Here is a 23,942-nt window from a genome sequence, read left to right as displayed (position 1 = left end):
ATAGAGGACTACGTTTTTTTGTGTGAATTTATTCTTTTTTATTCTGTATATGTAAGGTTATTCATAAATTAATAACAATTGAGGGGATGGAGTTGAGGTCGATGAAAAAAGTATTATTTTTGGGAGACCCAGGAATTGATGACTCTTTAGCCATCATGTACGGAATTATGCATCCTGATATTGATATCGTTGGTGTTGTAACCGGATATGGAAATGTAACGCAAGAAAAGGCGACGAGTAATGCAGCATATTTGCTGCAAATGGCGGGGCGGGAAGATATACCTGTTATAAATGGTGCAAAGATCCCTTTATCCGGGGATGTTACAACGTATTATCCAGAAATTCATGGGGCAGATGGATTAGGACCAATTAAACCTCCAAAAGCTTTTTCGCCAAATATAAAACCTTTTTGTGCTTTTTTTGATATTCTTGAAAAGTATAAAGGAGAATTAATCATTGTTGATGCTGGTAGGTCAACGACACTAGCGACAGCGTTTATTTTAGAAAAGCCGATGATGAAGTATGTGAAAGAATATTATATAATGGGCGGTGCTTTTTTAATGCCCGGCAATGTGACACCAGTCGCAGAGGCGAATTTTCATGGTGATCCGATTGCGTCACAATTAGTTATGCAAAATGCCAAGAATGTGACATTAGTGCCACTTAACGTTACATCTGAAGCAATTATTACGCCAGAAATGGTGAAATATATTACGAAACACTCTAAAACGAATTTTAATAAATTAATTGAACCGATATTTACGTATTATTATAAAGCGTATAAAAAGTTAAATCCGAAAATAACAGGTAGCCCAGTACATGACGTTGTTACAATGATGGTAGCGGCGAATCCGTCTATTTTGGATTATGTGTACCGTCGTGTCGATGTAGATACAGTGGGGATTGCAAAGGGAGAAAGTATTGCTGATTTCCGTCCACAACCTGATGCAAAATCCTTAAAGAATTGGGTGCGAATTGGTTGGTCATTACATTATAAAAAATTTCTCGAAGACTTCGTGAAAATTATGACGTAGACATAATAGGAGAATACAAGTTAAAATAATGGAGATGATTACTAAAATAATCGTCTCCATTATTTTGTTTGAAAGAGATAGATAGAGAAGAGTTATACAATAGGAGAGGAATTTTACTTGAAAAAAACTATAGTATGCGCAGTGATTGTGGGTATTTTCGTTTTGCTAATATCGGGTAATTTTTTAGTGAAAAAAGTGTGGAGTTCAAATAATGATGATGCACAGTATATCGCATCCTTTATTGAAGAACATAAAGATGAAAAAAATAGTGCGCTTCTCGTGAAGAGAAATGATAAAGTTGTTTATTCTGTAAATCCAAATGTTGTATTGCCAGTTGCTAGTACGATGAAGTTAATTGTGGCGCTTGAATATACGAAACAAGTTACGGAAGGGAAAATTGATCCGTCTAGTTTCGTTTCCATTAATGATATAAATCGTTATTATGTGCCGAATACAGATGGCGGTGCACAAGATAGATGGCAAAGGTATTTGCAAAAGACAGACAAGATAACAGAAGGGGCAGTTTCTTTAGAAGAAGTGGCAAAAGGAATGGTTAAGTTTAGTTCGAATGCGAATGCTGAATATTTGATGGAAGTGTTAGGATTAGATAATATTAATCGTAATTTACAAAGTTTATCGCTTCCAGCGCATCAGCCGCTATTTCCGATTGTTTCATCTTTATACATCCCGGGATATTTGCATAAAGAATTACATGTTCCGAAATATAAAATAGAGAAAAAATTAAAAGAAATGTCTCAAGAGCAATATCGTGAATATGCGATGATTATTCATGAACGCTTAAAAAAGAAGGGACCATTATTACAGAAGGAAATACCTCTTTATTTAGAGGAACGTTACGATAAAATTTGGTCAGATCGATTACCAGCAGCTTCTGCAAACGATTATATGGTACTGCTTCAAAAGGCAAATCATAAAGGTGGCCTAACAGACGCAGAAGAAAAAGTGTGGGCTAATATTGTTGAAACGGATATGAGTGCTAAGAAATACCGTAAAACATTTAGACATGCAGGGCAAAAGAATGGCTATACGCCATGGACAGTTACAAAAGCAGTTTATGCGATGGATAAACGTGGGAACTGTACAGAAATAGTGTTCTTAGCAAATGATTTAAATGAAGACGACAGTGCAGAAATACGGAAACATTTAGCAAACTTACATTTCCAAGTGTTGCAAAGTGATAAGTATGATGCGACTTTTATTAAGTAAACTCGGTGCAGAGAGCACCGAGTTTATTTTTATGTACAAGCACTTTTTTTCTATCTCTGGGTATGATGGGTAGTAATACTTAGGTGAGAGGGGAAAAGGTGATGAAACAAAGTAAAGAAGATTTTATAAAGAGTGAAGGCGCTGATTTCCCTGGAAAAACATATGTGGATTGCGTATTACAACATGTATTTCATTTTCAGCGAAATTACTTATTGAAAGATATGTTTCAAGTGCATAAAGCGCATATTGTGATGCTAACAGAAGAAAATCTAATGAAAAAGGAAGAAGCTAAAGTTATATTAAACGCTCTTAAAAAGGTAGAGGGAATTCCAAAAGATCAATTGCTATATACAGAGCAGCATGAAGATCTCTTTTTTCTAGTCGAACATTTAATTTCTCAAGAAGCGAAATGCGATTTTGTAAGTAATATGCATATTGGTAGAAGTAGAAATGATATGGGGGTAACGATGTATCGTATGAGTTTAAGGCGATATGTACTACGATTAATGGAGCATCATTTGTTATTGCAAGAAAGTATACTACAACTTGCTGCTGATCATAAGGAAACGATTATGCCAGCTTATACACATACACAACCAGCACAGCCAACAACATTTGGTCATTATACGTTAGCGATTTATGATACGATGCAGAGAGATTTAGAACGAATGAAACGAACGTACAAACTTTTAAATCAGTCTCCAATGGGAGCAGCAGCTCTTTCTACAACAAGTTTCCCAATTAAACGAGAGCGAGTTGCCAATTTACTTGGGTTTACAAATGTAATTGAGAACTCATATGATGCTGTTGCTGGAGCGGATTATTTATTAGAAGTTAGCTCGTTACTTATGGTAATTATGACGAATACGAGCAGATGGATTCATGACTTCTTACTATTAGCGACGAAAGAATATGATGGTATTACTGTTGCGAAGCCATATGTACAAATTAGTAGTATTATGCCGCAAAAGCGAAATCCAGTTTCCATTGAACACGCCCGTGCGATTACGAGTAGCGCTTTAGGAGAAGCATTTACAGTATTTCAAATGATTCATAATACACCATTTGGTGATATTGTCGATACGGAAGATGACCTGCAGCCGTATTTATATAAAGGAATTGAAAAGACCATTCGTGTTTTTTGTATTATGAATGCAGTGATTCGAACGATGAAAGTAGAAGAAGAAACGTTGAAAAGTCGTTCTTATAAACATGCAATTACGATAACTGATTTCGCAGATGTTTTAACAAAAAACTATAGCATTCCATTCCGGCATGCGCATCATGCAGCGAGTGTTATTGCGAATATGTCATTGGAGCAGCAAAAGGAGCTGCATGAATTACATTTAAAAGATGTAAATATATACTTACAAGAAAAATTTAAAATACATTTATTAAAAAAAGAGTGGAATGAAATTATATCGCCAGAAGCATTTATTCAAAAAAGAAATGTATACGGTGGACCGAGTAAAAAAGAAATGGAGCGTATGATTAAAAATCGAAAAGAGTCATTTCAAAAAGAAGAAGAGGTATTTGAAAAAGAAAAGCAGAGAATTTTACAAGCTGAAACTGATTTGAATACGTTAACTTCGAATAATACTGAATCGTAAAAGAGGGATTTAATGGATTAATCGCCAATACTAAATGAAACTATAAATAGAGAGAAGAGATTGTCGATGATTCAATTACATGTATATGAAGAGATTCTTACTTTTAAAGAAGAGGTTACGCCATTTTTAGAAAAGAATGAGCAGGAAAATAATCTCATATTAGGTGTATTACAAATGGTCCAACAACCGATATTTATGGGAGTAGCAAAACAAAGAGAAGAAATTACAGTTGTATTTCTTCAAACAGAAGAGAAGAAACAAATCATTGTTGCTACGTCTGAAATTGCGGAAGAGGATATCGTGGAACTTGCAAAAAAATTCACGAAAGTATATTCAAATGTTCCTGGATTGATTGGTAATAAGAAAATTGTACAGAAATTAGCGGAAGAGATTGCCGTGTTAGAAAATAAGAAAACGAATGTTGCAATGGAACAAGGTGTGTATGCATTACAACAAGTTAAGAAGAAGTGGAACGAGGATGGGGCTTTTCGAGAAATAGGTAGTGATGAGCTACCATTAATAGAACAGTGGATATATCAATTTTGCGAAGATGTAAGGCTTCCTACTACGAAAGAAGAAGCGAAACAAACCGCTCATACATTAATTACGAACCGTCGACTATTTGGTTTAGATGTAGATGGGCAGCTTGTATCTGTAGCTGCAAAAACGAGACCGACTACAAATAATATAACAGTTAATTTCGTATATACACCGAAAGAAGGGCGGAAAAAAGGGTACGCATCTAGTTGTGTTGCTGCACTTAGTCAACGTATGTTAGATGAAGGATATAAGACGACTACGTTATATACTGATCTAGCGAACCCTACGTCTAATAAAATTTATCAAGAAATTGGTTATGAACAAATTGCGGAGTCTGTACTTATATTTTTAGAGAAATAAAATGAAAAGGCACGCTATTATAGCGTGCCTTTTTGTTATTCATCAATTCTAATAACCTCGCCTTGAGGGAAGTCTTCGGTTTCTAGTAAGCTACGAATTGCTTTCGCAACGTATTCAGGTGACAGTAGTTTTCCTTCTTCTTTTAGTGCGATGAAGCGGTCTAAATTTATGAAGTCTTCTTTATTTGTTTCACGAATTTGCGCTTGCATATTTGTATCAACAACACCAGGTGCGAAAGCGACGATTTTTACTGGGTATTCTTTTTCCACCTCTTCAGTCGCTACGCACTGTGTAAACATATTTACACCTGCTTTCGTTGTACAATAAGCACCCCATCCGAAATAAGGATTTTTTCCTGCACCAGATGAAATGTTAATAACGCGTTTATCTACTTTCCATTCTTTCGTATGTTTCATGAAAGTAGATGTAAGAATGATAGGTGCAAGTAAATTAATGTGAACGTTCGTAATGAATTGTTCACTTTCTGCTTTTTCAATTGGCTTCATAGGAGCAACTGTACTCGCATTATTAATTAAATGAATAGAGGATACAGTGTCTTCTTGAATAGATGAAATGATTTCGTTAAAGTTCATTTCTAAATTATGTACATCTTGAAGATCTAAGGAGTGGAAAACACAATTGCTGTTATATTGTTCTGCGAGTTTCGTAAGTTCTTTATTTTCTCTTCTAGAAATAGAGATGATACTCGTGTTTTCTTCTAACAATTGCGTGGCGATTGCCTCACCTAAACCTTGTGAAGTTCCTGTTACGATAACATAACGCATAGTGTAGTAAACTCCTCTCGTATGTGCGGAATTTTGTTGGACAAAGTACATTGCATAGTTTGTCTACATTTTATAGTATAGAGCACTTTTTACTATAATTGAAATGAGATGATTGTGTGCCTTTTATAAATCGTTTTACAACAACAGTACCTGGTGCCGTCACGTTCACTGGGAATACGTTGGGACTTAGTCCTACATCGCCTGCACCAGGAAATATTTTTGGTACACTTGCTGTGTTCACGACAGTAAATACAGCGTTGCAAGTACCAGGGTTCCCCGCAGGGACAACAGATGAATGGCAATTGAATTCTTCAAGTGCAATTTTAAATCTTCCATCGGGAAGCAGTGTGTTATATGCAGAATTAGTTTGGGCTGGTACTTTCCGGACTGATACGGAAGATGTTTTACCATTTTTAAATGATAACATTACATTTACAACGCCAGCAGGGACTTTTTCTGTTACGCCAGATCCTGCTACTGCGCAGCAAGGTTCTGTAGGAAATCAGTTTTATTATGCTCGCTCTGCTAATGTAACGAATCTTGTTAGTGCAGGTGGGGCAGGCGCATATACAACGGGGGCCGTGCCAGCTGCAAGAACTTCAGCCGATCCAACAATTAGCCGTTCAGCTGGATGGACGCTTGAAGTTGTGTATCAAAATGCCAGTTTACCACTTCGAAATTTGTCAGTATATGCAGGTCAAGAAATTATTGATGCTTCATCACCACCAGTTGATGCTACTATTTCAGGATTTGCTACTCCAGCTACAGGAGCTGTAACAGGAAGGGTACTTGTAACTGCCCAAGAAGGTGATTCTAACATTGTTGGAGATCAACTTCGTTTTGGACCGAATGCAAATGCTACAGTTGCATTATTCGGACCGAGAAACCCTGCAAATAATTTCTTCCAGTCTCAAATTTGTAATGACAGCGGAAATTTAGATACGAGCGGTACATTCGGAGATTTAAATCAGCCGTTAGGAGTAGCTTTGGCCGTCCGAAGACAGGGGTGGGATATTACGAATGTAGATGCCTCTTCATCTTTAATAAACAATCAAACGTCAGCAACGGTTCGCTTCGTTACAAATGGAGATGGATACGCTGCAGCTGGTTTTGGTGTTCAAATTGATGCAACAGGCCCAATTATTAATCCTGTTAAATCGGTTAATAGAACAGTCGCAGGGGTAGGGGATACTCTCACTTATACGATTACGGTCCCGAACACAGGAACAGGAAGCGCAGAAAACGTTGTATTACGTGATAGTATTCCGAACGGAACGACATTTTTAGCAGGTAGTGTAACGGTAGGTGGAGTAACACAACCGAGTGCGAATCCCGCGAATGGAATTAATTTAGGTACAATCCCAAATAACACGCAAAGAATTGTTACATTTCAAGTTCGAATAACATCGTTCCCGAACCCAAATCCTATTCCAAATCGTGCAATGGTGTCATATCAATTCCGTCCTTTTGTCAGTAGTCCACCTATTACAAGTACCTCTTCTTCCAATACAGTACAAACGACAGTGAATCAAGCAACTATAAGTATGCAAAAATCTGTAGATCTACAGACGGCAACGCTTAATGATGTATTAACGTACACGGTTAATGTGACGAATAATGGAAACGTTACTGCAAATAATGTTATTTTTGTTGATAGCATTCCTGCAGGAACAACATTTGTCGCAAACAGCGTTACGGTAAATGGAGTAGCACGTCCAGGAGCAAATCCAGCAAGTAGTATTAATCTTGGAAGTATTAATGCTTTGCAAACGACTGTAGTGCGATTTCAAGTTCGCGTAACATCTAATCCTCTTGTCAATCCGATTCCGAATCGTGCAAGTGCAACATTTACCTTTACCCCAGTGCCTGGTCAACAACCAGTTTCAGGGCAAGTGACAAGTAATACTGTAGTTACGACAATTAATATAGCTGATATAAGAACGAGAAAAACAGTGGATAGAGCTTTTGCGACAGTGAATGACGTTCTCACGTACACTGTTACAATTGAAAATACAGGGAATGTACTTGCAACGAATGTTATTTTTCAAGATCCAATCCCAATTGGAACGACTTTCATTCCAAATAGTGTAACTGTAGATGGGGTTTCACAACCTGGAGCAAATCCAGCGACTGGGTTTACAGTAGCAAATATTTCTCCAGGTGGAAGTAGGACGGTTACATTTCAAGTCCGGGTGACATCTACGCCATCAGGAGGTACGATTGCGAATCGCGGAAATGTATCTGCTAATTTCGTCGTTAAACCGAATCAACCACCAGTAACGATTAATAGACAAACGAATACAGTTGTGACACAAGTGAATACAGGTGGTTTAAATGTAATAAAAGAAGTGAATACAACGCAAGCAGCAGTCGGTGACACTTTAACGTACACGATTGCCGTTCAAAATACAGGAAACGTTCCGTTAACAAATGTATTTTTCCAAGACACTATTTCTTCCGCTGTTTCTTTCGTTGCAAATTCTGTAACAATTAATGGAGTACCGCAAAGTGGACTGAATCCGAATACAGGATTTACTCTTCCAAATATTCCTGCGGCTCAAACAGTTGTAGTGACATTTGACGTATTAATTGTACAGGATCCAGAAAATGAAGATATTTTAAATCAAGCAAATGTAACAGCAAGTTTTCAAGTGAATCCGAGCGAACCGCCAGTAACAATCAATGTTCCGAGTAATATTGTGAATACAACTGTACAATCAGGGAACTTTGAAGTTGTGAAAGCAGTGAATACGGATGTTGCAACTGTAGGGGATGTTTTAGTATATACAATCGAAATCATAAATGCAGGTAGTGTACCAGCTACAAATGTATTTTTCCAAGATTCAATTCCACAAGGGACATTATTTATTGAAAATAGTGTAGTTGTTAATGGTGTTTTACTAGAAGGGGCAGATCCAGAACTTGGATTCCAATTAAATAATTTGCCTACTGGCGCGAGTGTAATTGTTACGTTTGAAGTATTAATTGATGAAATTCCCCAAGGAAATAATGTCGTAAATAATGCGAATGTAACTGGTGATTTCCTTGTAAATCCAACAGAGCCACCGATTACTGTAACAGTACCAAGTAATACTGTTATGACAGTCGTGAATTCTTCAGGATTAAATGTAATGAAAAGTGTAAGTGCTACTGAAGCAGGAGTAGGAGATACGTTAACGTATACAGTTCGTATACAGAATAGTGGAACAGTAGCAGCAACAAATGTATCATTCCTTGATCCGATTCCTACTGGAACAACGTTTGTAGCAAATAGTGTAACGATAAATGGAGCGCCACAACCAGGTTTAAACCCAACAACTGGATTTCCACTTGCTAATATTCCAGTAGGAGGGATGGTAACAGTTACTTTTCAAGTGACAATCACGAGTGTACCACCAAATAGAGTTCTTCCGAATAATGCGAATGTAACTGCGGATTTCCAAGTAAGTCCTCTCCAGCCGCCAATTACAATCGTAACGATTAGTAATATTGTTGTGACGCGAGTGAATGTAGGATCACTTAATGTAATGAAGAGTGTAAATACACCACAAGCAGGAGTAGGAGATACGTTAACGTATACGATTCTTATTCAAAATACAGGAACTGTTCCTGCAACGAATATTATTTTTCAAGATCCAATTCCGTCTGGTACTGCGTTTGTAGCAAATAGTGTGACGATAAATGGAGTTGTTCAACAAGGCGCGAATCCTATGGCAGGTTTCCCAGTACCTAATATTCCAGTTGGGCAAACTGCTACAATTACGTTTCAAGTTACAGTGACGAGCGTGCCGAGTGGTGGGAATATAAGAAATCAATCGAATGTAACTGCAAGTTTTCTTATAAATCCGGCTGGTCCTCCTATAACGACTGTTACGAATAGTAACTTTGTAGTGACGCAAGTAAACACAGCTCGGTTAAATATACAAAAATCTTCATCTGTACAACAAGCAGCACTTGGAGAAACTTACACGTATTCTATTGTCATTCGAAATAACGGCACAGTAACAGCAACGAATGTCTCTTTTATTGATCCAATTGCTTTAGAAACAATATTTGTAGTAAATAGTGTAACGATAAATGGAGCGCCACAACCTGGATTTGACCCAAATATTGGTTTCCCGCTTCCTAATATTGCAGCTGGAACATCATTGACAGTAACGTTCCAAGTTACGGTAGTTGCACCGTCTACACGTGGGGCAGTATTAAATACAGCATCTGTTACAGGCACTTTCTTATTAAATCCTTTACAACCACCTGTAACAACAACGAACTCAAGTAATACAACGGTAGTTACAATCCCGTTACCTCCTCCTGGTGAAGTAACAGCAACAAAAACAGTTGATGTTGCAACTGGGGCTGTTGGGGATGTATTAACGTATACTGTGCTAATAACGAATGTAGGGATTATCCCTGTTACAGATGTGTTCTTCCAAGATGTCATTCCAGAAGGAACAACATTTGTAGCAAATAGTGTAACGATAGGTGGAGTGCAGCAACTTGGTTTAAATCCAGAAATAGGATTTACAGTTACTCCATTATTAATTGCTGGTGGAAATATTGAGGTAACGTTCCAAGTGACGATTACAGAAATTCCAGATAATGAAGTCATATTAAATGATGCAGACGTTACGTTTACTTCACAACCAAATCCTCAGGAACCACCGATTACGGAAACGATATTAACGAATTTAGTCGTTACGACAATTAATATAGCTTCGATTTTTCCATTAAAACTAGTAGATAAAGAAGTAGCCACTGTAGGAGAAATATTAACGTATGATGTATTGATTTTTAACTTTGGAACAGTGGCAGCGACGAATGTTGAATTTATCGATACTACTTCCACTGGTGTAGCATTTGTACCAGGAAGTGTGAGCGTAAACGGGGTACCGGCACCAGGATTAGATCCTTTCATAGGTTTTACAATTCCAGATATACCTGTAGATGATTTTGTACTTGTCACATATCAGGAAGCGGTTACAAGCATACCAGAAGGTGGAACGATTGTTAACTTTGTAGACGTTACAGCTACATTTGCTGTAAGTGAAACAGAACCACCTATTACAGAGACGACGACAAGTAACACGACATTAACAGAAATAAATGAACCTGGTCTGAATGTATTAAAATCAGTGAGTCAGCCGGTTGTTGCAGTAGGCGATACAATCACATATACAACAGTAGTTCAAAATACAGGTACAGTGGTAGCGACAAATGTTCAATATAGTGATGTATTACCGTCCTCGATCACATTTGTACCAGATAGTGTAACGATAGATGGTGTGCTACAACCTGGATTCAATCCTAATAATGGATTCCCACTTCCAGATATAAATCCAGGTGAAAGTGTAGAAGTTACATTCCAAGTAACAGTTGTCAGTGTTCCATCAAACGGAACAATTGCTAATACCGCGAACGTTACGGGAAGCTTTATATTAGTACCAGGAGAACCGCCAGTTGTAGTAAACCAACCGAGCAATACAACACTTACAACTGTAAATAGAGGACGATTTAATGTTATTAAACAAGTAAATAGAGCAGCTACTCTCGTTGGAGATGTATTAACGTATACAGTTCAAATAACGAATACGGGAACAGTAACAGCAAATGATGTTCAGTTTATTGATACGATTTCAGTAGGAGCGTCATTTGTCCTAAATAGTGTAACGATAAATGGAATTTCGCAACCGAATTTAAATCCAATTACTGGATTTGGAGTTGGGGATATACTCGTTGGGGAAACGGTTATCGTGACGTTTCAAGCGACAGTTACAAACATCCCGTCATCAGGAACCATTACGAACGCTGCAAATATAACGGGAAACTTTACTTTAGTACCAGGAGAGCCACCAGTTGTAGTAACAGAGCCGAGTAATACGACAATAACAAGGGTAAATAGAGGACGATTTAATGTTATAAAAACCGTAAATAAAGAAGCAACACGATTAGGGGATACGTTAACTTATAGTGTGCAAGTTACAAATACGGGAACGGTAACAGCGATGAATGTTCAGTTTATCGATGTTCCGTCACCTAGTTTAGAATTCGTTCCTGGAAGTGTGCAAATAAATGGAATTCCGCAAGTAGGTTTAGATCCATTTGTAGGCTTTTCATTACCAGATCTTGCAGTAGGGGATAGCTTATTAATTACATTTGAAGTAAATGTAATCGCGGTTCCACCTTCTAGTAGCATTATGAATACCGCGAGAGTAACTGGTGATTTCGAATTGATTCCAGGAGAACCACCGTTTACAATTACGAACTCAAGTAATACGACAGTCACACCAGTAAATAGAGGCAGTTTAGATATGTTGAAAGAAGTAGATCATCCGATTGTTGGAGTAGGAGAAACGGTAACGTATACTGTTCGTATATTAAATACAGGTACTGCTGATGCGATGAATGTTCAATTTATAGACGTGTTATCTCAGGAAGCTGAATTTGTTCCAAATAGTGTAACGATAAATGGAGTTCCGCAGCCAGGGTTAAATCCACAGGCTGGATTTACGATACCAGACATCCCAGTCGGTGAGACGGCACTTGTAACATATGAAGCTACAATTACAAGTTTTCCAGATGGTGGTACAGTAGTGAACGTTGCTGGGGCGTTAGCAGAGTATATTTTAGTACCAGGAGAGCCGCCGGTTACAGTAATGGACACGAGTAATACTGTTATTGTAACAGTAAATACTGCAATTTTATTTGTTGCAAAAGGAGCGGATTTTGAAGTAGCGATGGTAGGAGATGTTGTCACTTACGGAATTGCTGTTATAAATGATAGTACAGTTCCTGTGACGAATATTGTTTTAACGGATATCATTGATCCGAATACGTTATTTATAAATGGAACGGTAACGGTAAATGATGTACCTCTTCCGTTTGCCAATCCGAATACTGGTATTCCGTTAGGGGATTTTCAGCCAAATGATGCGGCAATTATTAATTTCCAAGTTGTAATAACAGGCGGGCAAATAAATAATTTAGTTACAAATACTGCTACAGCGAATGGGCTCGCAACTGTAAATCCGAATGAGCCGCCAGTAGTAGTTGAAGGTGATAGTAATACAGTTGTTATCCCGTTTATTCCTCAAAATGTCTCAACGACAGTCGTAAAAACGGCAGATCTTCAAACGGCAACGATTGGAGATGTCATTACGTTTACGACAGTCATTACAAATACGGGAGATACAGCGATACAAAATATTCGTTTTCAAGATATGTTAGATAGTAGTGTTCAATTTGTTCTTGGAAGTGTAACTGTTGATAATACGCCAGTGCCAAATGTAAACCCAGTATCAGGATTTCTTATAGGAAGTTTAAATCCAGGTGAAGCACGGACAGTTTCGTTCCAAGTAGTAGTTCAGAGCGCACCAAGTGGTTCAGGGAATTATATTAATCAAGCGAGTATTCGTTTCGAACATCAAGTAGGAACAGTATTGCCACCTGTTACACAAATAATAGAAAGTAATATAGTTGTTATTCCGTTTGTTCCAACAATTGAACAAATTTGTGAAACAAACTTTAATTGCTTAGATAAAATTCCATTCCAATGTTCTCCATGTAATCATTTGCACGAACATAAAAAATAAAACAAAAAAGAGCATCCTGAAAGAATAGGATGCTCTTTTTGTATTAATCACATAGATTCATTTTCGGGCGAGGTAAAAAACTCGTTGGTTTTGTTGGAAAGTAGAAATGGAATGGCTCCTTTTATAACAGAAATATCCCAATCCCACCATGCGAGATTCTCTAGGTTGTCAATCGTTTCTTGCGGGAAACGATATCGAATAAATTTTGCAGGATTACCAGCCACAATTGCATATGGAGGTACGTCTTTTGTGACAACACTCTTTGCCCCGATAATGGCTCCGTTACCAATTGTAACACCAGATAGAATGCAGGATTGATAACCAATCCATACATCGTTGCCAACTAAGATATCACCTTTTGAAGAAGGGTGACCAGTAATATGTGCTCCTTCATTAAAAAATGCATTAAATGGGTAAGTCGTTATCCAGTCTGCGCGATGTTCACCGCCAAGGATGAAAACGACTTCTTCTCCTAATGAACAAAACTTACCTATTTTTAATTTTGTTTCATCATTCCAAGAAAAAATGGTTGGACCTACTTTACTATAAGTATAATCACCAATATCATATTTATTATATTCAGGTTTTTGATTTAAAAATAACATAACAAATTTAGCATCCTCTCTAAAGCAAGTAATGGATATGGAACATTATATGCAATTTGGAATAAGGCGAACTGTGTTGTATGAAATGGTCATGCACAAATATATTAATAGGTGCAACGAATAAAAAGGGAGTGGAATGAATGATATACGAAATGGGGTTATATAATAAACCTTTTCAGTCAATTCAATTAGGAAAAAAAGTATATGAAGTACGTTTATACGATACAAAACGTCAATTTATAAAACAAGGCGATAATATTGTATTTACGAACCTTACGACAGCAGCAACGATGACTGTAAAAGTAACGGAAATAAGGCGATACGCAAGCTTTAAAGCAATGTACGAACAAATTAATCACAAATTATTGGATTGCGAAAATGATAGTTTAGAGGAAATGCTAGAAAGTACATACAAAATATATACGAAAGAACAAGAAAAAAAGTGGGGAACAGTTGCGATTCGTATTGAGGTAATAAAATGATAAGAAATCGCGGCGGGGCCATCATTGTGCAGGAAGGGAAAATTGCCCTTATAAAACGTATTCGAGAAGGGGAAACATATTATGTTTTTCCAGGCGGAGGAATTGAAGAAGGAGAAACAGCTGAAGAAGCAACAAAGCGAGAAATTTATGAAGAATTAGGGGTACATATAAAAGTGGAGCATCTGATTGCAAAGGTGGAGTATAAAGGTACGGAGTATTATTTTAATGCCCATATTATAGATGGAGTTTTCGGAAGTGGTAAAGCTGAAGAATTCAAACTGAAAGATAGAGGGAGTTATATTCCGTTGTGGTTGCCGATACACGAGTTGGAAAAAGTGAATATAAAACCGAATGAAGTGGTCGGAAGTATATTCAATCATTATAAAAAGTAAGGTCTGACAACATACAAAAAAAACCATTGACATAGTCTTCTGATTTAAGTATTGTATTCGAGTATGTTTATAATCAGGAGGTTTATATGAGCAATCAAACTACTACACATCATGTGAAAATGACAACAGCAGATCCATCTGGAATTGGTCTATTTGGATTAGCGATGGTAACACTTGTAGCATCATCTCAAAAGTTAGGCTTAACAGATGGCGTTTCACTTGTATTACCGTGGGCAATCTTTTTAGGAGGATTTGCACAAATCTTTGCGTGCATTCACGATGCAAAGCATAACAATACGTTCGGTACAACAGCATTCGGTGCATACGGCCTATTTTGGTTAGGTGTTGGAATGACTTGGTTAATTCAACTTGGAGTATTTGGCGAAAAATTAGCACAAGCTGCAGATTCAAAACAGCTGGGTGTAGCCTTTATTGGATATTTGATTTTCACAATCTTTATGACAATTGGTGCAATGGAAACACATAAAGTATTATTTATGATTTTCGTCCTTATTGATTTCTTATTTATTGGTCTTTCATTAAGTACTTTAGGTGTTATGCCGCATGCAATGCATAATTTAGCAGCGTATTCTGAACTATGTATTTCATTATTATCTTTCTATGGTTCAGCAGCAGCAGTGTTAAATACACACTTCGGTAAAGTTGTATTACCGGTTGGAAAGCCGTTTGGTATTTTTAAAAAGTAATAAAGAAGCACAGGTGATTGTATAGTCATCTGTGCTTTTTTGTATGGAATAAATAAAAATAAAAAATATAATTGAAATTGATTCTCATTATTAATATAATGAGAATGAGAATCATTTATTGTAAGAGGGGGATGCCGAAGTGGCAAAAATTTTAATAGCTTATGCAAGTATGTCAGGAAATACAGAGAGTATTGCTGATTTAATAAAAGTTAGTTTAGATGCTTTTGATCATGAAGTAGTATTGCAAGAAATGGAAGGCATGGATGCTGAAGAATTATTAGCCTATGATGGAATCATTTTAGGATCTTATACGTGGGGCGATGGTGAATTACCGTTTGAGGCGGAAGATTTCCATGAGGACTTAGAAAATATAGATTTATCAGGGAAGAAAGTAGCGGTATTCGGATCAGGTGATACGGCGTATGAACTATTTTGTGAAGCGGTAACGATATTTGAAGAAAGACTTGTAGAACGCGGTGCAGAGCTTGTACAAGAAGGATTGAAAATCGAACTAGCTCCAGAAGATGAAGAGGATGTTGAAAAATGCAGTAATTTTGCAATTGCATTTGCGGAGAAGTTCTAAGAATGGGAGTGTCAGCGTGGAGACGATGTTAAGTGCGACCGCTATTACAAAGTTAAGAGATGGAAAACTTATGTTAGCTACTACATATAATGGCTTATTTATTGAACGAGACGGAGAATGGAAACAAATATTAAATGGTTTTCAAAAACGAATTAGGGATTTACATAGCGAAGATAATGTAGTGTATGGTGTAGGTGACGAAGGGATTTTTATTCGTAGTATGAATGGTGGAGAGAATTGGACGGTTCAGCGTTTTCCAACAAAAGCAACGAGTTGGAATGTGTGTAGTAATGTACAAGGAACAGTCATTGCTCATGGAGATAAAACGTTGTATCATTCTAATGATTTTGGTTCGACATGGGAAACCATTCATCCATTTCTTGAGTATGGTGGCGGGGCACCATCTATTCGATCGTTATTTTTATATAAACATTACTTATTTATCGGTACGAAAATACATGCTAAATGTGGTGGTGTTTGGCTCTTTAATTTGGAGACACGTAAATTAAAGAGGATTAAAATCGTGATGAATCAGATGATCTCAGCGTTGACTGTACACAATTATTATATAGTAGCAGCGAGTGGATCGTGCAAGGGGATTAGCGGGAATATTTCTTTTTGTAAAATAGATGAAAGTATTGAGAGTGAAAAAACATATTGGCACACATGTCAAAGTGAGCAGAAAGCAAGTAGCTATTTAGCCTTGAGTGTAGATCAACATGTGCTATATACAACGTCAACGCAAAATAAGGCGGGGATTAGTACGGTTTGTCGTGTACTTCTAGAAGAAGGACTTGTTACAGTATGTGACTCAGTTAAAGGGCATGGCTGGCGCATCGTTAACCAAAAAGAGGGTTATGTTGTAGCTGGATCAGGTGAATCAAAAGCGATGCAATGGAAGAAAAAAATTATATAGCAAAAAAAACTTTACTTTTATTATATTGATATGATATAGTTACTTTAAACCATTTTACTTTTAATAATATAGAGATTTAAATGAGCTGTAACTTCCGAGGAGGATAGCAATGTTAAATCTCCTCTGGGGTTGCAGTTTTTTAATTTTTGAAGTATTATTGTAAAGTGGTTGAAAATGAATATGTACATATAGGTACATTGTAGGAGGATTTTTTAAATGCAAAACGGTAAAGTAAAATGGTTTAACGCAGAAAAAGGTTTCGGTTTCATCGAAGTTGAAGGCGGAGAAGACGTATTCGTTCATTTCTCAGCTATCCAAGGCGACGGCTTCAAATCATTAGAAGAAGGTCAAGAAGTTACTTTCGAAGTAGAACAAGGTAACCGTGGACCTCAAGCTACAAACGTTAACAAGAAGTAATTATGGAAAAAAGAAGGGCTTGCCCTTCTTTTTTTTGCATTTTTATTGAATAACCTCCTATGTACATATAATAATGAGATTAAATTTTCGTTTATTAGACGAAGTATTTCATGCATAAAGTGCATGAATGAATAAATAAATACTGAAAATAGAGTATGTGTGTGAAAAGGAATTTAGAAAGAGGTAAATAAATTGGAAAACGCTACACATTTTATTGTGTTCGATATAGAGAGAAATTTTAGGCCGTATAAATCAGAAGATCCGTCAGAGATAGTTGATATCGGAGCTGTAAAAATAGAAGCAAGTACAATGAAGGTAATTGGAGAATTTTCGGAGTTAGTAAAGCCGAGTGCACAACTCACTCGTCATACGACAAAATTAACGGGAATTACAAAGAAAGATTTAATTGGTGTGGAGAAATTCCCGCAAATTATAGAGAAATTTATTCAATTTATCGGAGAAGACTCTGTATTTGTTTCATGGGGAAGAGAAGATTATCGTTTTCTATCTCATGATTGTACGTTATACGGTGTAGAATGCCCATGTATGGAAAAAGAGAGCAAATTTGATTTGCAGAAGTTTGTTTTCCAAGCTTATGAAGAGTTATTTGAGCATACACCAAGTTTACAATTTGCAGTAGAACAGCTCGGTTTAACGTGGGAAGGGAAGCAGCACCGAGCTTTAGCGGATGCTGAGAATACAGCGAATATACTTCTTAAAGTATATAGCGAGAGAGACATTCATAAACGGTACAAAAGACATGGCGAGCTTGAACTTGTAGAGAACGGAAAACTAACAGAAAAAGCGAAAAAAAAGATGCGAAAATGGGTATTTAAAGAAATGAGAAAAAATACAGAGCGTCCTTTCGCTTGGAGTACATTTGAAAGTAGTGACACGTGGGAAAGTATAACAGAAAGATATTATATAAGTGAAGCTACAGTAGAACTTTTGAAAAAGCATTTTCGTACGGCGGTTAGAAAAGCGGAAAGACAGATTAGGTATTTGGCTGAGATGGAGGAGAATGTAGAGGTTAAATGACATTCTCCTCTATTTCTAGCTACATAAATTTAACGTCATTGTATTGATGGATGAATAAAGTATTCATATTAAATAGGAATTGATTTGTTGTGATTGGGCCATTATAATTGCTTTGAAAATTAAGGTGTGGTAAGAATTTTTAAATACATTCATAAAACTAGAGCCCATAGAAATGAAAGAGGGTAGAGTTAAATGGAAGCAATCTTTAACATTGTAACAGTTTTAGTTTTTGGGATAATATTTACCACGCTATTAGCAGTAATTACACTTCCTTTCATAGCAAAGAAGAAGAATTGGAAAAAGCTTAATATATCTTTAAAGCGTGGTGTATTAAAGATTAAAATCGAAGAGTAAATATGAGTTTTATACAAGGGAGGTGTGATAGTGATAGACTTGGATATTAAAGACGTCACCGTACAGATGGAATTAAACGGTGTCTTTTGGAATGAGGATGGGCTTGCTGAAATGACGGTGACTACAAAAGCTGAGCATTCTCTTATTCTTCGTCTAGTAGTTGACTTAGAAAGTAAAACTATTAGGGCGACGAGTGCCGAAATAGTGAATGGATTCTGCCCTCTGTGCAAACAGAAAAGGGAAGAATGTAGTGAACTGAATGACTTGCAAAACAAAATGGATATTTTAGAAGAAGCCTATGATTGGGTAAGAGAGCATCCAGAATATCGTTTTCAATTATCTTTTTACGAGTACAATAAATTTGAGGTAGTGAAGTGAAATTTTCATTTTAATAACATACATAGTGATTACTCTAATGGAAATACGCTTATACAATAAGGAAGGAATCTACTTGATTCCGCAACAAATATCATCTTGAGTTAAAAAATAAGCATATTTTGTTATAAAACAGAGCAACCGATTCTTAGTAGAATCGGTTTTTTTATAAATATCAACTATGCCCCAAATAAAAGAGCGCTTGTTAACAGCGCTCAGTAAAAATAGTTATATGGAAGCATTTATTCAATCCCGTTCGGATCATAAGAATACTGCTGCTTATTCTCAATCCGCTCAATCACATCTTGCAATTCATCTGGCTTCAGAAACTCAATAGGAGAGAAGCCTTTCTCAAACGTAAGTGTATCAGCCTCAATCATTAATACGTATCGGTCATTTACCTTTGCGATATGTATTTGATCCCCGAAATCAGCAAGCAGGGCCTTCACAGAGATATGATCTGCTTTTAGCTTTAATTCCACTTCAGGAGCATGCTCGACGATTTGAGCGGTAGCTTCCATTACTTCTTCGGTTGAAAATTGTTCCATAATTTCACGTTTCGGACTGGCAGCCCATACTTCCATTGCTTGGTCGAATTGTTCACGTTCTTCCGTACCTTCTTCAAATACATCTTCAATTTGGTCATATACCATGTCCATTACTTGTGTTTTCATAATTTCAGGCATAGAGCGTTCGTACTCGACGAATTTTAAGAAGTCTTCAAAGTAGCGGGCGTGAGATGCTTGGTGAATTTTTAGCTCACCCACTTCGACCATACCTTCTTCAGGCATGTACGGATATTGGATAGATTTCATGTTTTTTGTTGTGATGGCCATTTCAACGTTACGAATTAGTGTAGATTCATCTGAAATTGAAGCGACTTTCGGTTCGAAGTCACATTTCATAACGAAAACGAATGGATCATCAAAGTATTTGCGTAGTTTTGCTTGCGCAATTAAAAATACACCACCGCGTACAGCGCTTGTGTCCAGATATGTATAAACGAGAGGTTCACTCATATCTTTGAAGTTTTCCTTTGTTTCCGCAAAGCGAATGCGATTAAAGAGGTTGTAATGAGGGTTTGAATCAAGTTCGTGCCCTTCTTCTACAATGAAACGACCAATCTTTGTCGGAGCTTGTTCTGTTTTCGCATGGCGTTCTACTTTTCGCTTTGAAATTTTTAATAATTCACCATTCAAAAATTCTTTTAAGGAGCTATCTTCGTACTCTTCAGCGTCTAATGTTTGAAAATGTTTGTAGCGTTTATCAACAGCTTCGCCTTTTCCTTCTACCTGTACAACATAAAAGGAAAGATAATTTATTTCAAAATCCATATTTATCACCTTGTTTCATTTCATTAACTCTTATCAGTATAGAGATGGAAAAAACTTTCGTCAATTTATATAAGGAAGGGGGAGTCCCCTTCCTTCACATATTTTTTATTTTCGAAATTAAAATCCGTCTTCTAATGCTGAAAATGGAATGTTCAGTCTGTTTTCTACTGTACGTAAACGTTGGTTTAAGCGGTTTAATCTACGTGTATGACGCTCAACTGTGTTTTCTAATTGACGTACTCTTTGCTCAAGTTCATTTACTCGTCTTTCTAGTTGACGGTTTCCAGTACCAGGAAAAGAGATTGGAAGTTGGAATTGTCGATTTTGATCATATGGATTAACTTGTTCTGCTGGATCTATATATTGTTGGTATTGTGCTTGTAAATCATATTGAGGTTGATAACCATTTTGGTTATATGGATCGTATGGATTGTAGGGGTACATAAAAACATCCTCCATTTCTTTAAAATAGGTTAATTCACCATAATGTATGTGTAAAAGCGGAGTGTGGCACGGCAAATACCTATTTATGTTCACAGGATGTTCCTTTATAAATAAGAATATGGAGTTTTACATTTGTATTTCTTTCGTTTTATGGTATATACTGGATAAAAAGATGAGGTTACATAAAAGTTACAATTCTATCGAACTCCAACTTTTATGTAAATATGTATAGACATTTAGAAAAGAAAAGAGTAATTTATATAGAGTAAAAAATAACTTGTAACATTTTATAAATATATTGTAAAATGATTGTAACAAAACATACATAAAAATGAAATAATACATAAAAGTAATATTGGGAAAAAGGGGAGAGTATATTGTTCCGTAAAGTAAAGGGTATATTAGTTGGGGTGTTATGTGTAGCTATAGTGAGTGGGTGTGGTGCAAAAGTAAGTGATGTTGCATTAGTAAGTGATATCGGTGGCCACACGGTAGAGGCTAAAGCAGAGGTACAGGATTCTATTAGTTTAGTAGATGGTCGTACTGGTACGGAAGTGAAAAAGCTAGATTTATCGAGTCTAGGCTATTTTGAAGACGAAGCAAAATTTAAAAAATCAGTAACGAAGGTTGCTAGCGAGGTTGGGAAAAGCGTTGACAAAAAGATGGTCCCTTCACGTGTAGCACCTGATGGAAGTTGGCAAGAAGGAAAACCTTCTTATGAATTAATGGAAAAAGAATTAGTAGATAAATTATTAAACGTTGGTATGTGGGACTCTTCATATCAATTACCTATTGTTGAGAAAAAGCCTATCGCAACATTAAGTGATGCGCAAGGAAGTGGTACGGTAATTGGTAGATATGAAACGAATTTAGGTGGCTCAGCAGGTGGCCGTATTGAGAATATTCGCTTGTCAGCAGCGAGCATAAATGGAGTTGTATTAGCAAAAGGAGACAGTTTCTCTTTCAATGCATTAATTGGTGATACAACGCCAGATAAAGGATATCAACTAGGAAAAGAAATTGTAGATGGTAAATTAGTAGATGGATACGGCGGTGGTGTTTGTCAAACATCATCAACATTATACAATGCAGCAGATCAAGCTGGTTTGAAAATGGTAGAGAGAACGACACATTCTAAAACGGTAGGTTATGTTCCACAAGGAAGAGATGCTACAATTGCATATCCATACTTAGACTTAGTATTTGAAAATACAAATGATGCACCTGTGAAAGTTTATATGGGCATTCAGGGTGGAAAGTTAGTTGCTGAAGTACATAAAATGCGATAAGTATAATAATCTATAAAAAAGCCATTATTTCTATTCTTAATAGAAATAATGGCTTTTTCTGTGCAATTTATCCAGTGTAAATTATACACCTTAAGACTGGGTGAATGTGAGGGATAAGCTATTCGAAAAAAGTATTGAATTTAATTCGTAGTTTTCCTATTGACATTATACATAATTAACTGTATTCTTCATATTAACAACTAAATAAATGGAAATATTTATTAGTTTTCTTATCAAGAGAGATGGAGGGACTGGCCCGATGAAATCTCAGCAACAGGCTACAAAAGTACTGTGCTAATTCCAGCAAACGTATGAAGCGTTTGGAAGATGAGGGGAAATGGACTAACATTCAACTCTTCTTATATGTGTAAGAAGAGTTTTTTGTTTAGAGAGGGGGGATAAAGTGAAGTTTGATGTAACGTATTTTTTAGAAAGTTTTCCGCAATTATTTAAGTATGTATACATAACTTTAGGGATTACTGTAGTTTCAATGATTATTTCTTTTGTTATAGGGATTGGCTTGGCGATCATAACGAAAAACAAAACGAAATTTTTATATTCTATTGCAAGAGTATATATATCTTTCTTTAGAGGAACACCTTTATTAGTTCAATTGTTTGTGTTGTATTTCGGGTTGCCGCAAATATTTCCAACCTTTACAGTACTTACAGCGATGCAAGCGACTTTAATCGGTCTCAGTTTAAATAATGCAGCGTATTTGTCAGAGATTATTCGGGGCTCATTAAATGCTGTGGAATCAGGACAAATGGATGCTTGTTTATCAGTTGGAATGACAAAGGCGCAAGCGATGCGACAGATTATCTTTCCACAAGCTATTCGTGTCGCAGTACCGTCACTTGGAAATAATTTTGTCGGATTGTTAAAAGAATCTTCGTTATCTTTTGCACTTGGGGTGGCTGAAATTTTAGCACAGGCGAAGATGCTAGCGGCACAATCGTATCGTTATATGGAAAGTTACTTAGCGGTAGCGATTGTATATTGGATTATTACAATTGTAATTAGTTGGGGACAGAAAAAGTTAGAAAAGAAACTTGATGCACCGTATTTGTAACAGAAATGAGGTGATATGTGTGATTGAGATAAGTGATTTGTATAAATCTTACAAAAGTAATGAAGTATTAAAAGGAATCTCATTTACTGTAAATAAAGGAGAAGTGGTAGTCATTATTGGACCTTCTGGTTCAGGTAAATCGACATTATTAAGATGTTTAAATTTATTAGAACAACCAGAGGATGGAAGTATTAGAATTGAAGATTTAGAGATTCATGCAAAGAAGCTTTATAAAAAAGAAATAATACAATTACGTCAAAAAACAGCTATGGTTTTTCAAAACTATAATTTATTTAAAAATAAAACAGCATTACAAAATATTACAACACCATTAACAGTTGTACAGAAAAAAAGTGAAGAAGAAGCAAAAAGAATAGCAAGAGAAATATTAAAACAAGTAGATTTAGTTGAAAAAGAAGATTTCTACCCAACGATGTTATCAGGTGGGCAACAACAAAGGATTGGAATTGCTAGAGCAATGGCATTAAATCCAGCTATATTATTGTTTGATGAACCGACTTCAGCACTTGATCCAGAATTAGTGAATGAAGTATTACAAGTAATTAAAGATTTGGCAAGACAGCATATAATGATGGTTATTGTTACACATGAAATGAATTTCGCAAAAGAGGTAGCGGACCGCATTATATTTATGGCTGATGGCATTATTGTAGAGCAGGGAACGCCGGAGGAGATTTTTAGGAGCCCACAAAATGAACGTACGCAAAAGTTTTTACGCCAATTGAATGCTTCAGAAGAAGGCAATCATTTCGTTATTTAGGAGGAATA

At 36.4% G+C, this 23,942-nt stretch carries 21 protein-coding genes and 1 riboswitch; of the genes, 17 read left to right on the top strand and 4 right to left on the bottom strand.

All coding sequences use genetic code 11. The features are described from left to right. Positions 1-101: 101 nt before the first annotated feature. From MKO96_RS16135 to MKO96_RS16120, 4 genes are all read left to right on the top strand, one after another. Positions 102-1,034: a nucleoside hydrolase gene (locus tag MKO96_RS16135; protein ID WP_076539323.1), complete on the top strand. Its 933-nt coding sequence runs from the start codon at positions 102-104 to the stop codon at positions 1,032-1,034. A gap of 117 nt (positions 1,035-1,151) precedes the next feature. Further along, positions 1,152-2,261: a serine hydrolase gene (locus tag MKO96_RS16130; protein ID WP_000751362.1), complete on the top strand. Its 1,110-nt coding sequence runs from the start codon at positions 1,152-1,154 to the stop codon at positions 2,259-2,261. 83 nt (positions 2,262-2,344) lie between these two features. Further along, the gene (gene argH, locus MKO96_RS16125) at positions 2,345-3,871 is read left to right on the top strand and encodes an argininosuccinate lyase (protein ID WP_369294520.1); all 1,527 of its coding nucleotides are present in this window, start codon (positions 2,345-2,347) and stop codon (positions 3,869-3,871) included. A 66-nt stretch (positions 3,872-3,937) separates the two neighbouring features. Then, positions 3,938-4,771 (top strand): GNAT family N-acetyltransferase, encoded by an 834-nt coding sequence (locus MKO96_RS16120; protein WP_240588071.1) that lies wholly within the window; start codon positions 3,938-3,940, stop codon positions 4,769-4,771. 35 nt (positions 4,772-4,806) lie between these two features. Here MKO96_RS16120 and MKO96_RS16115 read toward each other — a convergent pair whose 3' ends face one another. Beyond that, a complete protein-coding gene (locus MKO96_RS16115; protein WP_240588070.1) occupies positions 4,807-5,556 on the bottom strand; it encodes a (S)-benzoin forming benzil reductase in 750 nt (249 codons plus the stop codon). Positions 5,557-5,672: 116 nt separating this feature from the next. Between MKO96_RS16115 and MKO96_RS16110 the strand changes: the two genes are divergently transcribed. Then, positions 5,673-13,145: a DUF7507 domain-containing protein gene (locus MKO96_RS16110; protein ID WP_240588069.1), complete on the top strand. Its 7,473-nt coding sequence runs from the start codon at positions 5,673-5,675 to the stop codon at positions 13,143-13,145. A gap of 47 nt (positions 13,146-13,192) precedes the next feature. Here the strand turns inward: MKO96_RS16110 and MKO96_RS16105 are convergent, their stop codons facing one another. Then, positions 13,193-13,750 carry a CatB-related O-acetyltransferase gene (locus MKO96_RS16105; RefSeq protein ID WP_240588068.1) on the bottom strand — a complete coding sequence of 186 codons (558 nt, stop codon included), beginning with the start codon at positions 13,748-13,750 and terminating at the stop codon, positions 13,193-13,195. A 140-nt stretch (positions 13,751-13,890) separates the two neighbouring features. Here MKO96_RS16105 and MKO96_RS16100 point away from each other — a divergent pair, with 140 nt between their 5' ends. From MKO96_RS16100 to MKO96_RS16060, 9 genes are all read left to right on the top strand, one after another. Beyond that, complete coding sequence (locus MKO96_RS16100; RefSeq protein WP_240588067.1) at positions 13,891-14,232, top strand: ASCH domain-containing protein; 342 nt, start codon at positions 13,891-13,893, stop codon at positions 14,230-14,232. Then, complete coding sequence (locus tag MKO96_RS16095; protein WP_240588066.1) at positions 14,229-14,624, top strand: NUDIX hydrolase; 396 nt, start codon at positions 14,229-14,231, stop codon at positions 14,622-14,624. Before MKO96_RS16100 ends, MKO96_RS16095 begins: the two co-directional genes overlap by 4 nt. An 86-nt stretch (positions 14,625-14,710) precedes the next feature. Beyond that, positions 14,711-15,331, top strand: a complete 621-nt coding sequence (locus MKO96_RS16090; protein ID WP_000070936.1) for an acetate uptake transporter — start codon at positions 14,711-14,713, stop codon at positions 15,329-15,331. Positions 15,332-15,470: 139 nt separating this feature from the next. Beyond that, positions 15,471-15,914 carry a flavodoxin gene (locus tag MKO96_RS16085; RefSeq protein WP_001062763.1) on the top strand — a complete coding sequence of 148 codons (444 nt, stop codon included), beginning with the start codon at positions 15,471-15,473 and terminating at the stop codon, positions 15,912-15,914. A gap of 16 nt (positions 15,915-15,930) precedes the next feature. After that, positions 15,931-16,830: a WD40/YVTN/BNR-like repeat-containing protein gene (locus tag MKO96_RS16080; RefSeq protein ID WP_240588065.1), complete on the top strand. Its 900-nt coding sequence runs from the start codon at positions 15,931-15,933 to the stop codon at positions 16,828-16,830. Positions 16,831-17,046: 216 nt separating this feature from the next. After that, positions 17,047-17,247: a cold shock-like protein CspB gene (gene cspB, locus MKO96_RS16075; protein ID WP_001179147.1), complete on the top strand. Its 201-nt coding sequence runs from the start codon at positions 17,047-17,049 to the stop codon at positions 17,245-17,247. A 192-nt stretch (positions 17,248-17,439) separates the two neighbouring features. Then, complete coding sequence (locus MKO96_RS16070) at positions 17,440-18,285, top strand: exonuclease (RefSeq protein WP_240588064.1); 846 nt, start codon at positions 17,440-17,442, stop codon at positions 18,283-18,285. A 192-nt stretch (positions 18,286-18,477) separates the two neighbouring features. After that, positions 18,478-18,639, top strand: a complete 162-nt coding sequence (locus MKO96_RS16065; RefSeq protein ID WP_000387289.1) for a hypothetical protein — start codon at positions 18,478-18,480, stop codon at positions 18,637-18,639. Between the two features lie 30 nt (positions 18,640-18,669). Further along, positions 18,670-19,017, top strand: coding sequence for a hypothetical protein (locus MKO96_RS16060; RefSeq protein WP_140386849.1), 348 nt, complete (start codon positions 18,670-18,672; stop codon positions 19,015-19,017). 239 nt (positions 19,018-19,256) lie between these two features. Here the strand turns inward: MKO96_RS16060 and MKO96_RS16055 are convergent, their stop codons facing one another. Continuing rightward, positions 19,257-20,348, bottom strand: a complete 1,092-nt coding sequence (locus MKO96_RS16055; RefSeq protein ID WP_000345047.1) for a DUF3900 domain-containing protein — start codon at positions 20,346-20,348, stop codon at positions 19,257-19,259. 117 nt (positions 20,349-20,465) lie between these two features. Then, a complete protein-coding gene (locus tag MKO96_RS16050; RefSeq protein WP_098761138.1) occupies positions 20,466-20,807 on the bottom strand; it encodes a hypothetical protein in 342 nt (113 codons plus the stop codon). A 362-nt stretch (positions 20,808-21,169) separates the two neighbouring features. Here MKO96_RS16050 and MKO96_RS16045 point away from each other — a divergent pair, with 362 nt between their 5' ends. The 3 genes from MKO96_RS16045 to MKO96_RS16035 all read left to right on the top strand — a co-directional run bounded on the left by MKO96_RS16045 (position 21,170) and on the right by MKO96_RS16035 (position 23,934). Beyond that, positions 21,170-22,081 carry a VanW family protein gene (locus MKO96_RS16045; RefSeq protein ID WP_240588063.1) on the top strand — a complete coding sequence of 304 codons (912 nt, stop codon included), beginning with the start codon at positions 21,170-21,172 and terminating at the stop codon, positions 22,079-22,081. A gap of 227 nt (positions 22,082-22,308) precedes the next feature. Further along, a riboswitch (SAM riboswitch) is annotated at positions 22,309-22,415 on the top strand. A 69-nt stretch (positions 22,416-22,484) separates the two neighbouring features. Next, positions 22,485-23,153, top strand: a complete 669-nt coding sequence (locus MKO96_RS16040; protein WP_000667175.1) for an amino acid ABC transporter permease — start codon at positions 22,485-22,487, stop codon at positions 23,151-23,153. A gap of 19 nt (positions 23,154-23,172) precedes the next feature. Continuing rightward, complete coding sequence (locus MKO96_RS16035; RefSeq protein ID WP_240588062.1) at positions 23,173-23,934, top strand: amino acid ABC transporter ATP-binding protein; 762 nt, start codon at positions 23,173-23,175, stop codon at positions 23,932-23,934. The last annotated feature ends 8 nt before the right edge of the window (positions 23,935-23,942 follow it).

The organism is Bacillus sp. ES1-5 (assembly GCF_022487605.1).
Lineage (GTDB): Bacteria > Bacillota > Bacilli > Bacillales > Bacillaceae_G > Bacillus_A > Bacillus_A wiedmannii.
This window is presented reverse-complemented; position numbering and strand designations above follow the sequence as displayed.